The following is a 14,020-nucleotide window of genomic DNA, read 5'->3' on the forward strand; positions in this document are numbered from 1 at the left end:
TTGGGAATATTTATGATAAAATACAAAAAAGATAAAATAACTTAATAATTTGGGGTGAGATGAATGAGGTGGAAGAAACAATTGTTAACTTTGACTCCTTATCAACCAGGGAAATCAATTGAAGCGGTAAAAGAAGAGCTAGGATTGGATGAAATTGTGAAACTGGCCTCCAATGAGAATCCGTTTGGGTGCTCACCTGAGGCGATAAAAGCAATACAAAAATTTTCAGCAACTGCAGCAGTATATCCAGATGGATATGCTACTAACTTACGAAGCGTACTTGCGGAAAAATTAGGCGTAAATGGCGATCAATTAATCTTTGGAAACGGTTCGGATGAAATCATTCAGATTATTTCAAGAGCCTTACTTCATCCAGAAGCCCGGACTGTTATGGCTTCTCCAACTTTTCCTCAATATAAACACAACGCTGTTATCGAAGGTGCATCCTATGTGGAAGTGCCCTTATTAAACGGAGAGCATGATCTTGAAAACATGCTTAAAAATTTGGACGATGTGACAAACATTGTTTGGCTTTGCAGTCCTAATAACCCTACAGGCACCTACATATCTTTAACAAATTTATTATCCTTCCTAGACCGTGCGCCTGACCACGTCTTAGTGGTACTTGACGAGGCTTATTATGAATATGTGGTAGCAGATGATTATTATGATTCCATCAAATTACTCGATAAATATAAGAATTTAATTATTTTAAGAACGTTCTCAAAAATTTATGGACTAGCGAGTCTGCGTATTGGTTACGGGGTAAGTAGTAAAGAAATAATTAGAGCTTTAGAGCCTGCAAGAGAACCTTTTAACACAAATTCACTCGCTCAGCTTGCAGCAACTGCTTCCGTTTTAGACGAGAAGTTTGTAGAGACTTGCCGTGACAAGAATAAGCAAGGTCTTCAGCAGTTTTACGATTTTTGCAAAGGTAGAAATCTAAATTACTTCCCTTCACAAGGTAATTTCATTTTGATTAATTTTGGGAGAGATGGGGATGAAGTTTTTCAATTTCTTCTGAAGAAGGGTTATATAGTTAGATCTGGCAAGGCATTAGGTTTTCCAGAGAGTGTTAGAATCACTGTCGGATCAACTGAACAAAATGAAGGTGTTATTAAAGCGATGGACCAATTCCTTAATGAGAATGAAATTGCTACTGCGCACAGAAATTAAACTGTTCAGATAGAATGGTATTCTCCTTGATTCATCTGCATACACCCTCAACAAAAGCGTAGGTAGAAAGGGGTGTGTTCACTAAGATGAAACGTCAAGTTTTCATCATTGGTTTAGGCTTAATAGGTGGTTCACTTGCTTTGAGTATTAAGAAGGCAAATTACGGTGCTTCCATTGTCGGTTTTGACCTAAATGATGAACAATTGAAACTCGCAAAACTATTAGGTGTAATTGATGAAAAAGTTGAAACACTTTCACAAGGAGCAAAGGATGCTGATTTGATCATCATTTGTGCTCCCGTCAACGCAACTTTAAGCATAATAGAAGAACTTTCCCTGACTCCCTTGAAAAAAGGAGTCATCATAACTGACGTAGGAAGTACAAAAGAAGAAATCGTAAGGAAGAGTAGCTGTTTAAGAGAAAAGGGTATTTGTTTTATTGGAGGGCATCCAATGGCGGGTTCTCATAAAAGCGGAGTTACAGCTGCAAAAGATATTCTTTTTGAAAATGCTTTTTACCTCATCACTCCAGAAGAAGACGAAAAAGAAGAAAATATTGAAGTTCTCAAGAATTGGCTTAAAGGGACAAAAGCAAAATTCTTAACAATGTCACCATCCCAACATGACCATGTGACAGGTATCATTAGTCACTTTCCACATCTGTTAGCCGCCTCATTAGTCAACCATACTCAAAAGTTCGAAGGTGAGTATTCATTGCTTTCTAGGTTAGCTGCCGGTGGATTTAGGGACATTACCAGAATTGCGTCTAGTAGTCCTGAAATGTGGAAAGATATACTTCAACACAATAACAGTGTTTTGCTAGAGTTATTAGAACACTGGATGAGCGAAATGAATATTGTAAAAGAATTAGTGATTCAAAATGATCCAGTTTCCATTCATCATTACTTTCTGAATGCGAAAAACTACCGTGATAGTCTTCCTGTGAGACAAAAAGGAGCGATACCGGCTTTTTACGATCTATTTGTGGATGTTCCAGACTATCCTGGGGTAATTTCTGAAATAACGGGTTACTTAGCTCAGGAACATATAAGTATTACAAATATCCGTATTCTGGAAACACGAGAAGGCATTTATGGTGTGCTTGTGATTAGTTTTCAGTCCGAGGAAGATAGAATGAGAGCTGAACATTGCATTAGTCACTATACCAGCTATGCTACTTCAGCGGGTCTATGATGAAATAAACGATGAAAATGAAGGTGATAAGATGACGATGAGGAAGCTTCAATCTGTAAAATCCCCTTTAAAAGGAATTATTAAAGTGCCTGGAGATAAATCTATTTCCCACCGCTCTGTTATGTTTGGGGCTATTGCAGAGGGAGAAACGACGGTTTCTAATTTCCTCCTTGGAGACGACTGTTTAAGTACTATTTCCTGTTTTCGGAAATTAGGGGTGAAAATAGAACAGCAACACGATTATATACATATTCAAGGTAAGGGTTTTGAAGGACTTGAGGAATCAAAGGAAGTATTGGATGTTGGGAACTCAGGTACCACCATTCGCTTGCTGATGGGAATCTTATCTGGCAGTCATTTTCATACGAGTTTAATAGGCGACGATTCGATTGCAAAACGCCCGATGACGAGGGTAACAACCCCACTAAAAGTGATGGGAGCACTAATCGATGGAAGGAAAAGTGGCGAGTATATTCCAATTTCCATACGAGGTGGACATTTAAAAGGAATTCGTTATGAACTGCCAGTAGCTAGTGCTCAAGTCAAATCGTCTATCTTGTTTGCTGGGCTTCAGGCAGATGGGGAAACAACCGTCATTGAGCCAAGCGCTACGAGAGACCATACAGAGCGGATGATTAAAAAGTTCGGAGGCACGATAGAAAAAGAAGGAAATCAGATAAAAATTCTTGGCGGACAAAAGCTTAAAGGAACCCATGTAGATGTACCAGGAGATATCTCATCGGCTGCCTTTTTCTTGGTTGCTTCAGCGATCACTCCCGGTAGCGAAGTACTACTTAAAGATGTTGGGTTAAATCCTACAAGAACAGGTATTTTGGATGTACTTGCTGATATGGGGGCAGATTTCGAAATCTCAGTCACAAGTGGAGAGGGATTTGAACCAATCGGAGATATCCTCATCAAATCTTCTAATCTGAAGGGAACCGTCATTGAAGGTGATATCATCCCAAGACTTATAGATGAAATTCCTATTATCGCATTACTGGCTACTCAAGCAACTGGTACGACAGTTATTAAGAATGCAGAAGAACTTAAGGTCAAAGAAACGAACCGGATTGATACTGTTGTAGATGAATTGAAGAAACTAGGGGCACAAATTGAAGCCACAGATGATGGGATGGTTATTTACGGGCGAAGTTCATTGAAGGGTGGTATTGTTTCAAGTCATGGTGACCATCGAATTGGAATGATGCTTTCCGTTGCCTCACTTATTTGTAATGGAGATGTTGACTTGGAAAATCAAGAAGCCATTTCTGTATCATACCCTGAATTCTTCTCTCATCTTGATAGTCTAACTTGTTAAAAGCTGTTCTCTTACAGCTTTTTTCTTTTGCTCTTTAATTTATGGACATATAACCCATTTTCTTTCATAGCTTGTCTTAAGACTCTTATTGGTTTCACATCCTGAAAGAGGTTGCATCCATGGGATTCTCATGAATAGTGAAAGAGGGTGGTTTTTATGACATATATAATTGAAAATGCGAATGTATTAATTGGGCGAGAGTTGAGAACAAGAACGATGATTGTGAAAGATACCCGCATTGAACAAACAGGAAATGGATACGGAAATTATGCATTTATGAAAATGGACTTATGTAACTATCTGATGACTCCATCATTTGTCTTTTTAAATAGCCAAATAACAGCTATCGGATCCTCTTTTGAGATGAAGGATTACCTAGTAAATGAAATTATCAAAAAAGGCTGTACAACCATTGTGACTGTAGTGGAAATCGATTATGAGTACGAAATAGTGCAAAAAGTTAAGAAGGCTACTATCAGCCTAATAAATTCCCCACTCGATTTTGTTATATGTATAAAAATCCCTGTAAAACTATTGACCGTAAATCTATTAAGGATATGCAAAAAAGAAAAGATTCCGGCTATCTTTGTGAAATTAGAAGAAAGGGATTCCTTTGAAAATCTCCCATGGGGATGGCTTCGAGAGGCTATATTTCCCTACAATGCCCCTTTAATTCCAGTTGTAAATGGAAAGAGTGAACGTTTAAACAAACAAATTCTCACAAGGTGGTGTAAGGTAGTCCATACGGAGAAGATGCCTGCTCTATCAGTTGAAATAAAGGAAAACGAGCCTCTCTCAATCCCTATCTTAAATAAAATTGGTTTATACCCAAGTAAGGCAAGTTTGATTCAAGGTTCTGAGTTGAGTTATAATTTATTTTTAAAAAATCGTGAAACAATACAACAACACTTGGAACATAATGATTTAATATTACAGGAATCACTTTTAGTCACCGTTCATAAAGGAAAAGTGATAAGATATGGCGAAGAAGTAATATATAACCCTGGCTGTGGAGAACATGTTAAAATTACTACCCCGTCATTTTTTGCGATTCCATAAAAAAGTTTAGATTTTGATTGTGAGGATTATAGAATGGATAAAATTCAAAAAATTATCGAACAAATTGAGAGTGGTCAACATAAGGAGGCTCTCATTGAATATAATGAACTATTAATCAATGGAACAGACGAACAGAAATTTGTTCTCGGAGAAGAAATGTTCCGATATGGGTTCCTTGATGAAGCTGCTGCGCTCTTCGAAAACCTGCTACAAACGTACCCCGATGAAGGCGAATTACTGGTTCTTTTAGCTGAAGTTTCTATTGAATTAGGAAATGAAGAGAAGGCAATCCTGGATCTTGATAGGGTTCGTACTGATGATCCGAGTTTTCCTCAGGCACTATTGCTACTTGCAGATCTTTATCAGATGCAAGGTTTGTATGAAGTTAGTGAAGCTAAACTGTTGGAGGCAAAAAAAATTCTTCCAGACGAAGTAGTAATAGATTTTGCTCTTGCTGAACTATTTGCTGAACAGGGAGAAATCACTAAAGCCATTATATCTTATGAAAGAGTCTTAGAAGAAAAGGATGAAATCGCTGGAGTAAATGTGCATCAACGCTTAGCAGAAACCCTAAGTGCATCTGGTGCCTTCGAAGAAGCTCTCCCTCATTATGAAAAAGCATTAGACGATAAGCTTGAGATTAATACTCTATTCGGCTTTGCCTTTACCGCTCTCCAGGCAGGTATGAACCGCAGAGCGATTGAAAAGTTCACTGAACTAAAGGAACTGGACCCTGAGTATCATTCTCTATACTTGCATCTCGCTAAAGCTTACGAACGTGAGGAAGAAATTGAGAAAAGTTTTGAAACCATCCAGCAAGGGATTAAACAAGATGAGTTTAACAAGGATCTGTTTTTCTACGGCGGAAAGTTGGCCCTAAAACTTGGACAAGAAAAAGAAGCTGAACAGATGTTTAGAGAGGCACTTGCGTTAGATCCAGGCTTTACAGAAGCTGCACTAACACTTAATAAATTATTCTTACATCAAGAAAAGTATTCAGACGTCATTGACCTTGTAAAAGAAATAGATCTTCTTGGGGAAGAGGAACCACAGCTTTTATGGGATGAAGCAGTAGCACTTCATCAGCTTGAGGAATATTCATTAGCATTAGACAAATATGAAGAAGCATATAATTTCTTCAAGACAAATACAGAATTTTTAACAAGTTTCGGATATTTTCTAATTGAAGAAGGAAAAAGTGACCGCGCCGCCGAAATTTTTAAGCAACTGTTAAAAGAAGATCCTTCTAATGAAGAGTACTTGGAAATGATTGAGCGCCTTACAAATTTCTGATTTTGATTGAATGCAAAAAGAAAGATAAGCCTGCGGAGGAGGGATTTACAGTGGCTACCCCTGTTTCTGTCCACGAGAAGAAGGATTTTATCCGATGGTTTCTGAATCACTATCAATTGAAAAGAAGAGAGTGTGTTTGGATTCTAAATTATCTCATGAGCCATGATCAGCTCATGGAACGGGTTCACTTTGTAGAGCAAGCGCAATATTGTCCGCGAGGTTTAGTCATGTCTACTCACTGTGTTGATAAAGTGCCTTTCCGTTTTTACAAAGAGAATGTAATGACCACTGATGCAGAAAAATCTTTCCATGATATTAGGCTTAATAGAGACGAAGAAATCTATATTCAGCTTAACTTCCATGCGGCAAACCAAGCGCATCAATATGCAGCAGTGCTAGAAGAAAATCCATTTATGCCAACTCACTTGCAGATTAGCGAAAAAGACCGTATCATTGCTGAACAATTTTTAAATGACAGCATAGAGAGATTTCACCGTGAAAAATTAAGAAGTATGATCGATGCAGCACTTGATAATCAAGATAAAGTTGCATTCAAACAGCTGACAGAGCAGCTAAACAATATTAGTGGTTTAAAGACAAATGAGAGCTTGCGTTAGCAGGCTCTTTTTTTTTGACACGATGATTTTTATGGTAAAATAAAGTATAAATCGATTTGGAGTGAATGAAATGAAATGGGTTCCTCAAGATATAGAAATGTACTTGAAATCTAAGGAATATGTTGATACTGCAGTTATACCACTATCACCAATTGCTTTCGGAGAAGATATGAAACAAGCAGCTGCTATGACAGAGTTTATCAGTCTTTTGTCCATCCAGCTTGAACGGCAATTTACTGGAAGGCTTTTGCTTTTTCCCGCTCATTCGTATTTGAAGAATGCCGCAGAAGAAAAGTTAATTAGTTCATTGGGAGAGTTGGAAACTGAAATAAAGAACGCCGAATTCAAACATATCTTCTACATAACTTCAGATAGCAATTGGATAAAGAGAGAAACAGAACTATCAGGTTCAGTAATTTGGCTGCCATCTTTGCCGTTGGACAAGATGGATCAGACACAGAAAACAGAGATTTTGGACGATCAAGTTAAGCAAATGCTTCAGTTATTCATCCAAAAGTGGCGTGAGAACGATTAAGATAGTCATAACTTCTTATTCTAGGTAGTTTTTAAGCCAGTATATTATTGACCTTCGACAAAGATTGATATATCATTGTTATGTCCTAGTTTTAATATGTGTGAAATAATGTCCGTTGGACTTAACTTCTGGATAGAGGGGGGATAAGCATGAGTAAGCATCGAGTTTCAAGACGCCAATTTTTGAACTATACTTTGACAGGTGTAGGCGGTTTCATGGCAGCAGGTATGTTAATGCCAATGGTCCGTTTTGCAGTTGATCCAGTATTGAAGGCGGATGCAGGTGGAGATTTTATTCCAACTAAACAAAAAGTAGCTGAATTAACAAGTGAACCTGTTCGTGTCGACTTCTCACATGATCAAAAAGACGCGTGGTATGAATCGGAAGTCACTAACACAGCATGGGTGTACAAAGATGATAATGGTAAGATAGTTGCCCTTTCACCGGTATGTAAACATTTAGGTTGTGTTGTCGACTGGAACACGGATAAAGCCAATCCGAATCAGTTCTTCTGCCCTTGCCATTTTGGGCGCTATACGAAAGACGGTACAAATGTTCCTGGCACACCGCCAATGAAACCGCTTGATGTATATCCGTTTAAGGAAAAAGATGGTTTCCTATACTTAGGAAAAGCTAAGCCAAGAGAGGAGGCGTAATAAATGTTAAACAAAATTTACGATTGGGTAGATGAGCGTTTAGATATTACGCCTTTGTGGCGCGATATTGCTGACCATGAAGTTCCTGAGCACGTTAACCCTGCTCATCACTTCTCAGCATTTGTTTACTGCTTCGGCGGTCTAACGTTCTTTATCACAGTAATTCAAATTCTTTCAGGTATGTTCTTAACAATGTACTACGTGCCTGATATTGAAAACGCTTGGAAATCTGTTTTTTATCTTCAAAATGAAGTTGCTTTTGGCCAAATTGTACGCGGCATGCACCATTGGGGAGCAAGTCTCGTTATTGTAATGATGTTCTTACATACATTGCGTGTATTTTTCCAAGGCGCATACAAGAAGCCTCGTGAGTTGAACTGGGTAGTTGGAGTTCTTATTTTCTTCATCATGCTTGGATTAGGCTTAACAGGTTATCTTCTTCCTTGGGATATGAAGGCACTTTTTGCAACAAAGGTTACACTTCAAATTGTTGAAGCGGTTCCACTAATTGGAACCCAATTGAAAGCCTTAATGGCTGGACATGCTGAAATTGTTGGAGCTCAAACAATTTCACGTTTCTTTGCTATCCATGTATTCTTCTTGCCAGGTGCTCTCCTTGGTTTAATGGGAGCCCACTTCTTGATGATTAGAAAACAGGGTATCTCGGGTCCATTGTAAGACTTTGTTTATCTAGATTGGTAGCTAGTTAAACTTTTTGAAAAAGGAGGGGAATTACTCAATGCATCGCGGAAAAGGTATGAAGTTTGTAGGTGACTCACGTGTACCTGCAGAGCGTAAACCAAATATTCCTAAAGACTACTCAGAGTACCCTGGTAAAACTGAGGCATTTTGGCCAAACTTCCTTCTTAAAGAATGGATGGTTGGAGCGGTTTTCCTAGTTGGTTATCTGTGCTTAACAATTGCGCATCCGTCACCGCTTGAAAGAATAGCGGATCCGACTGATACAGGCTATATTCCATTGCCTGACTGGTATTTCTTGTTTCTATATCAATTATTGAAGTATTCCTATGCTTCGGGCCCATATACGGTTATTGGTGCAATGGTCATTCCGGGACTTGCTTTCGGTGGCTTATTGTTAGCACCATTTATTGACCGCGGACCACATAGACGTCCATCAAAGCGTCCGCTTGCTACTGGTTTCATGTTACTTGCTTTAGCTGGAATTACATTCCTTACATGGGAATCTGTTGCCCATCACGATTGGGAAAAAGCTAAAACTCAAGGTGCGATCGTAGCTGAAGCTGAGATTGATAAAGAGGCTGAAGGATACAAAATCTTTGAAAAAAATGGTTGTATCAGTTGTCACGGTGCCGATCTGACAGGTGGCGCGGCTGGTAAAAACCTTGTTGACAATGGACTTTCACCAGAGGAAATCTCTAAGGTTGCTAAAAACGGTCAAGGCGCAATGCCTCCAGGAATGTTCAAAGGAACAGACGAAGAATTAAAAGTACTTGCTGAATTCATCTCAGGTGTTAAGAGTAAATAATGAAAAGGCTGACGAAATCTCGTCAGCTTTTTTGTATTTATCTATGATATTAGGTGGGAAGTCTTAGATTAGTCTTTTATTCTCTTGGTCAAATTTGCTAAAATGAAATCATCACTTTGAAAAGAGGTATTCCTTTGACCTGGATTTATACGCTATTATCGAATCGCTCTATCCTAAAATTGTTGTTGATCGTAAATATTCTCGGAACGATTTACGGTTATTATTGGTACGGCTGGCAATTGAAAGATACACCAGCAATCTTCCTTCCTTTTGTGCCAGACAGCCCGACAGCTAGTCTATTCTTTGTGTTCGTTTTGATTGCCTTTTTATTGAAGAAGAATTGGCCGCTAATCGAAGCCCTCGCCATCGTTACACTATTCAAGTATGGCATATGGGCAGTAGTGATGAATGTACTGGTCTTTATGGTAAAGGGAGAGATTGATGGGATTGGTCTAATGCTTGTGTTCTCTCACTTAGCAATGGCGATTCAAGGGGTTTTATATGCACCATTTTACCGCTTTAGATGGTGGCATCTTATCGTCACAGCGATATGGACGCTTCACAATGATGTGATAGACTATGTCTTCTTCATGCTTCCACGTTATCATATGTTAGATTTGTATATACCGGAAATCGGCTATTTCACTTTTTGGTTATCCATTTTTTCTGTAGCGATTGCCTATTACTTTGGAGTTCGACATAATCGTAAAACTTTGAAAATAAATCTTTAATGGCTAATTCGTAATTGGTCTAATCTTGTCCTTCTTTTCATACACATTTTATTAGTATTGAAAGGGGGGACATGCTTGAAAGTCAAATCAATCCTTATATCTATAGTTCTAATCTTTATGATACCGATTTTTGCAATAGCAGAAGAACCGTCGCCTTTAGAGAAACTCGATGATATATCAGATGAAGCCTTGCAAATGGTTAAGTACCAAAGATACGATGATGCCAAGAGGCTTCTTGATTATTTCTCAATGGAATTTGATTCATCCGGGAAGAAACGGCCGTTTTCCATGGATGAGTTGAGAATCATATCTATTTCCCATGACGAAGCTTTGGAAGCAGTAGCAAGTCCATCAATTGGCCATGCTGAAAAAATGAACAGATTAACGAAATTTAGACTTGTAATGGATGCCATTGCGACAAGTCATCAGCCATTATGGACTGAAATGGAAGATCCGATTATGACGTCTTTTGGAACCTTGAAAGATGCAGCTGCCAACGGGAATTATAATCTATTTAACGAAAGTTTTAATTCATTTTTGTCTATCTACGAAGTTATTTATCCAAGTATGAGGATAGATGTTCCAGCTGAAAAAATAGGTCAACTCGATACTCGAATTAAATACATTGAAGAATCTAGAGAAACGATAGCCCATGCAACAAGCCAACAACAAATAGCTGAGCTAGAGACAGATTTGCAGAAGATATTTGATGATATGAGAGAAGATGAAGCCGATCCATCCTTATGGTGGGTAATCATTTCAACAGGAAGCATTATCATCATGACCTTGTCATATGTAGGCTTTCGGAAATATAAAGGTGATAAGGAGTACGAAAAGAATCGTTCGAGAGACTTTAAGGAATGAACCAGAAGGTGGCTTCATTAAATCTAAGGTTTTAAAGCTTTATTAAACTGGGTAAATTATGTGCATCACTTACTTTGGAGGCGCACAATGGCTTATCTTGTATATTTCGCAATCATCATCCTGGTTCCACTTTGGGCTCAGTTAAGAGTCAAAGGAACCTTTAATAAATACTCACGCATTCCAAACGTATCTCATAAAACGGGAGCGGAGGTAGCTAGAGAGATACTATTTGAAAACGGATTAACCGATGTGAAAGTTGAAGAGGGTCGAGGGTTTCTTAGTGATCATTATGATCCTCGTACGAAAACCGTTCGACTTTCTCCGCAAATCCATAATGGAAATTCTATTGCAGCTGCTGCGGTGGCTGCTCATGAGGTAGGACATGCCATTCAGGATAAACAAAATTATAACTTTTTAAGATTTCGTCATGCCTTAGTCCCAGTTGCGAATTTTGGCTCTCAATCTGCATGGATAGTTATATTAATTGGCTTCTTTACGCAAATAAGCGGACTAGTATTAGTAGGGATAGTATTAATGGCTTTTGCCGTCATCTTTCAATTGATAACCCTACCCGTGGAATTTAATGCTTCTAACCGGGCTATGGATCAAGTGGTAGCCTTAGGGATCATATCCCGGGATGAACAGAGTGAGACGAAAAAAGTATTAAATGCTGCAGCACTTACATATGTTGCCGCCGCCGCTGTTGCTGTGCTTGAACTTCTAAGGCTTGTATTTATTTTCACTGGTATGAATAGACAACAATAGGAGTCAATTAGTTGATAACAAAAGCGATGCCGTATATTGGCATCGCTTTTGTTACATATCTAATCTAATTATTTAATGTTCAATAGGTTTCTTGTCTTGGTCTAATGTAAAACCTTCACCTAAAACGTCATGGACAATGCTTACTGATACAAAGGCATGTGGGTCTACAGAGGTAATTACGTTTTTCAGACGGACGATCTCGTTTTTACCAACAACACAGTAGAGAACTTCGCGATCACTTTTCGTGAAAGAGCCATAACCCCTTAATACGGTTACACCACGATCCATTTCTTTCATAATTTTGTCAGCAATTTGCTCGTTTTGTTCAGAGATAATCATCGCACCTCTTGCAGAATATGCACCTTCTTGCATAAAATCAATCACTCGTGCACCGATAAAGACTGCTACTAACGTATACATAGCTTCACGATAATTCAGATATGTAATGAGTGAAAGAGCAATTACGCAAGCATCGAACAGGAACATTGTTTTCCCCATGCTCCAGCCCACGTATTTATGTGCGAGTCTCGCAATGATGTCCACTCCACCAGTCGTACCTCCATATCTGAAAATGATTCCAAGTCCAATCCCGATAAAGACACCTGCAAATAATGCAGCGAGAGTCATGTCTTCATATAGTGGCATATTCACCTGATAGCGTTGGAAAATCCAAAGGAAAACAGAAACCCCCACAGTCCCAATCATAGTGTATAAGAATGCATTCCTACCTAATAATTTCCAACCAATAAAAAATAGCGGAATGTTTAAGAGTAAGTTGGTATATGCAGGGTCCCATTCGAACAAGAAGTAAAGGAGCAATGTTATCCCTGTAAAACCGCCTTCCGCCAAATTGTTTTGCATGTTGAAATTTACAATGCCAAAAGAAAAAATGGCTGAACCAAGCAATATGAACGCAATATTTCTCAATTTTAAGTTAAATATCATACAATAATGCCTCACTTTTCGACTTTTTTCACCTATAGCGGCTTTTATTATATAGGATAAACATTCTAAGAGCAATGAGTCCTAGCCGATGTGGCTGTTTAGGACAAAAACATTTGTAAAAAGAGGATAATTTAGCTAACATGTTAGATGAAAAGTGATAAAACAATCTTACTAAACTAAGCCTTCAGAGGTGAATCCATTTGGATAAAGATAAAACATTAAAAGAAATGCAAAATGAAGTTGATACATATATCAGCCAATTTAAAGAAGGTTATTTCTCTCCTTTGGCGATGTTGGCAAGAATGACGGAAGAGTTAGGTGAACTTGCACGCGAAATCAATCATTATTATGGTGAGAAGCCCAAGAAATCAACTGAGAAAGAAAAGACAGTAGATGATGAAATGGGTGACATTCTGTTTGTCCTCATTTGTTTCGCAAATTCTCTTAATATTGACCTTGAAGAAGCCCATAACCGAGTTATGGCAAAGTTTCAAATACGTGATAAAGACCGATGGACAAGAATTAACGAAGATGAAAAGGAGTGATCGCTATGGAAAAAACAAAGATTATCATTGCCGGTCCACGAGGTAGAATGGGATCAGAAGCTGTTAAGTTGGTAAATGAAACGGATCATTTTGAATTGGTAGCTGTAGTGGATTATAAGAATGGTGGTAAACATTTAAGTGATCTCCAAGGATTCTCATCAATAGATGCACCCATTTTTGCAGAGCTAGAAGATTGTGTGGCAAAAGTTAAGGCGGATGTTCTGATTGATTTAACGACCCCTGAATTCGGAATGCATCATGCGAAGACGGCACTTCAACATAACATTCGTCCAGTTGTTGGAACAACTGGCTTTACTCAAGAAAATCTAGCCGAATTGGAAGAATTATGCCTTGAAAAGGAGCTCGGTTGTATCATTGCTCCTAATTTTGCCATTGGCGCTATCTTAATGATGAAATTCTCAAAGATGGCCGCTCAATATTTTTCAGATATTGAAATCATTGAACTTCATCATGATAAAAAATTGGATGCCCCATCTGGAACTGCCATTAAGACTGCAGAAATGATTTCTTCAGTTAGGGAATCGAAGAATCAAGGCCATCCTGATGAAAAAGAAACCTTAACAGGTGCTCGTGGTGCCAATTTTGAAGGAATGCACATACATTCAGTCAGACTGCCTGGGTTGGTTGCGCATCAACAGGTTATGTTTGGTTCCGAAGGTCAAACTTTGACAATTCGACATGACTCCTACAATCGCACTTCTTTTATGTCTGGCGTAAAACTTGCTGTGGATCAGGTTATGAAAATCCAATCATTTGTATACGGTCTTGAAAATCTCTTAGATTAGGAGCTGA

16 protein-coding genes are annotated in these 14,020 nt (G+C 38.5%); 15 read left to right on the forward strand and 1 reads right to left on the reverse strand.

What is annotated here, in order from left to right; translation table 11 throughout:
* Positions 1 to 63 precede the first annotated feature (63 nt).
* The 13 genes from hisC (at position 64) to BMZ31_RS08420 (ending at position 11,717) form a co-directional block, all read left to right on the forward strand.
* Positions 64 to 1,176, forward strand: coding sequence for a histidinol-phosphate transaminase (hisC, locus tag BMZ31_RS08360; protein ID WP_090831268.1), 1,113 nt, complete (start codon positions 64 to 66; stop codon positions 1,174 to 1,176).
* Positions 1,177 to 1,262: 86 nt separating this feature from the next.
* Positions 1,263 to 2,369, forward strand: a complete 1,107-nt coding sequence (locus tag BMZ31_RS08365; RefSeq protein WP_090831269.1) for a prephenate dehydrogenase — start codon at positions 1,263 to 1,265, stop codon at positions 2,367 to 2,369.
* A gap of 31 nt (positions 2,370 to 2,400) precedes the next feature.
* A complete protein-coding gene (gene aroA / locus BMZ31_RS08370) occupies positions 2,401 to 3,690 on the forward strand; it encodes a 3-phosphoshikimate 1-carboxyvinyltransferase (RefSeq protein ID WP_090831399.1) in 1,290 nt (429 codons plus the stop codon).
* 216 nt (positions 3,691 to 3,906) lie between these two features.
* The gene (locus tag BMZ31_RS08375) at positions 3,907 to 4,749 is read left to right on the forward strand and encodes a hypothetical protein (RefSeq protein ID WP_139205922.1); all 843 of its coding nucleotides are present in this window, start codon (positions 3,907 to 3,909) and stop codon (positions 4,747 to 4,749) included.
* Positions 4,750 to 4,782: 33 nt separating this feature from the next.
* Positions 4,783 to 6,042: a tetratricopeptide repeat protein gene (locus tag BMZ31_RS08380; RefSeq protein ID WP_090831271.1), complete on the forward strand. Its 1,260-nt coding sequence runs from the start codon at positions 4,783 to 4,785 to the stop codon at positions 6,040 to 6,042.
* A 50-nt stretch (positions 6,043 to 6,092) separates the two neighbouring features.
* The gene (locus BMZ31_RS08385; protein WP_090831272.1) at positions 6,093 to 6,659 is read left to right on the forward strand and encodes a ReoY family proteolytic degradation factor; all 567 of its coding nucleotides are present in this window, start codon (positions 6,093 to 6,095) and stop codon (positions 6,657 to 6,659) included.
* Positions 6,660 to 6,729: 70 nt separating this feature from the next.
* Complete coding sequence (locus BMZ31_RS08390) at positions 6,730 to 7,194, forward strand: YpiF family protein (protein ID WP_090831273.1); 465 nt, start codon at positions 6,730 to 6,732, stop codon at positions 7,192 to 7,194.
* A gap of 149 nt (positions 7,195 to 7,343) precedes the next feature.
* The gene (locus BMZ31_RS08395; protein WP_090831274.1) at positions 7,344 to 7,850 is read left to right on the forward strand and encodes a QcrA and Rieske domain-containing protein; all 507 of its coding nucleotides are present in this window, start codon (positions 7,344 to 7,346) and stop codon (positions 7,848 to 7,850) included.
* A 3-nt stretch (positions 7,851 to 7,853) separates the two neighbouring features.
* On the forward strand, positions 7,854 to 8,528 hold the full coding sequence (qcrB, locus tag BMZ31_RS08400; protein WP_090831275.1) for a menaquinol-cytochrome c reductase cytochrome b subunit: 675 nt from the start codon (positions 7,854 to 7,856) through the stop codon (positions 8,526 to 8,528).
* Positions 8,529 to 8,589: 61 nt separating this feature from the next.
* Positions 8,590 to 9,357, forward strand: coding sequence for a menaquinol-cytochrome c reductase cytochrome b/c subunit (locus BMZ31_RS08405; protein ID WP_090831276.1), 768 nt, complete (start codon positions 8,590 to 8,592; stop codon positions 9,355 to 9,357).
* A gap of 134 nt (positions 9,358 to 9,491) precedes the next feature.
* Positions 9,492 to 10,088 (forward strand): lipoprotein heptaprenylglyceryl N-acetyltransferase LhaT, encoded by a 597-nt coding sequence (locus BMZ31_RS08410; RefSeq protein WP_090831277.1) that lies wholly within the window; start codon positions 9,492 to 9,494, stop codon positions 10,086 to 10,088.
* A gap of 75 nt (positions 10,089 to 10,163) precedes the next feature.
* The gene (ypjB, locus tag BMZ31_RS08415) at positions 10,164 to 10,952 is read left to right on the forward strand and encodes a sporulation protein YpjB (protein WP_254778668.1); all 789 of its coding nucleotides are present in this window, start codon (positions 10,164 to 10,166) and stop codon (positions 10,950 to 10,952) included.
* A gap of 87 nt (positions 10,953 to 11,039) precedes the next feature.
* Entirely contained in the window at positions 11,040 to 11,717 is a 678-nt protein-coding gene (locus BMZ31_RS08420; RefSeq protein WP_090831278.1) for a zinc metallopeptidase, read from the forward strand.
* 72 nt (positions 11,718 to 11,789) lie between these two features.
* Here the strand turns inward: BMZ31_RS08420 and BMZ31_RS08425 are convergent, their stop codons facing one another.
* Positions 11,790 to 12,662 carry a YitT family protein gene (locus BMZ31_RS08425; RefSeq protein WP_090831279.1) on the reverse strand — a complete coding sequence of 291 codons (873 nt, stop codon included), beginning with the start codon at positions 12,660 to 12,662 and terminating at the stop codon, positions 11,790 to 11,792.
* A 227-nt stretch (positions 12,663 to 12,889) separates the two neighbouring features.
* Between BMZ31_RS08425 and BMZ31_RS08430 the strand changes: the two genes are divergently transcribed.
* On the forward strand, positions 12,890 to 13,207 hold the full coding sequence (locus tag BMZ31_RS08430; RefSeq protein ID WP_090831401.1) for a nucleotide pyrophosphohydrolase: 318 nt from the start codon (positions 12,890 to 12,892) through the stop codon (positions 13,205 to 13,207).
* 5 nt (positions 13,208 to 13,212) lie between these two features.
* Entirely contained in the window at positions 13,213 to 14,013 is an 801-nt protein-coding gene (gene dapB / locus BMZ31_RS08435) for a 4-hydroxy-tetrahydrodipicolinate reductase (protein ID WP_090831280.1), read from the forward strand.
* Positions 14,014 to 14,020: the final 7 nt, after the last annotated feature.

It is taken from the genome of Bacillus sp. cl95, from assembly GCF_900115925.1.
GTDB lineage: Bacteria > Bacillota > Bacilli > Bacillales > Cytobacillaceae > Neobacillus_A.

Coding starts and splice junctions, on each gene's coding strand:
- qcrB (WP_090831275.1), top strand. CDS start 7,854: ATGTTAAACAAAATTTACGATTGGGTAGATGAGCGTTTAGATATTACG.
- BMZ31_RS08420 (WP_090831278.1), top strand. CDS start 11,040: ATGGCTTATCTTGTATATTTCGCAATCATCATCCTGGTTCCACTTTGG.
- dapB (WP_090831280.1), top strand. CDS start 13,213: ATGGAAAAAACAAAGATTATCATTGCCGGTCCACGAGGTAGAATGGGA.
- hisC (WP_090831268.1), top strand. CDS start 64: ATGAGGTGGAAGAAACAATTGTTAACTTTGACTCCTTATCAACCAGGG.
- BMZ31_RS08395 (WP_090831274.1), top strand. CDS start 7,344: ATGAGTAAGCATCGAGTTTCAAGACGCCAATTTTTGAACTATACTTTG.
- aroA (WP_090831399.1), top strand. CDS start 2,401: ATGACGATGAGGAAGCTTCAATCTGTAAAATCCCCTTTAAAAGGAATT.
- BMZ31_RS08405 (WP_090831276.1), top strand. CDS start 8,590: ATGCATCGCGGAAAAGGTATGAAGTTTGTAGGTGACTCACGTGTACCT.
- BMZ31_RS08375 (WP_139205922.1), top strand. CDS start 3,907: ATGATTGTGAAAGATACCCGCATTGAACAAACAGGAAATGGATACGGA.
- BMZ31_RS08380 (WP_090831271.1), top strand. CDS start 4,783: ATGGATAAAATTCAAAAAATTATCGAACAAATTGAGAGTGGTCAACAT.
- BMZ31_RS08365 (WP_090831269.1), top strand. CDS start 1,263: ATGAAACGTCAAGTTTTCATCATTGGTTTAGGCTTAATAGGTGGTTCA.
- BMZ31_RS08425 (WP_090831279.1), bottom strand. CDS start 12,662: ATGATATTTAACTTAAAATTGAGAAATATTGCGTTCATATTGCTTGGT.
- BMZ31_RS08430 (WP_090831401.1), top strand. CDS start 12,890: ATGCAAAATGAAGTTGATACATATATCAGCCAATTTAAAGAAGGTTAT.
- BMZ31_RS08390 (WP_090831273.1), top strand. CDS start 6,730: ATGAAATGGGTTCCTCAAGATATAGAAATGTACTTGAAATCTAAGGAA.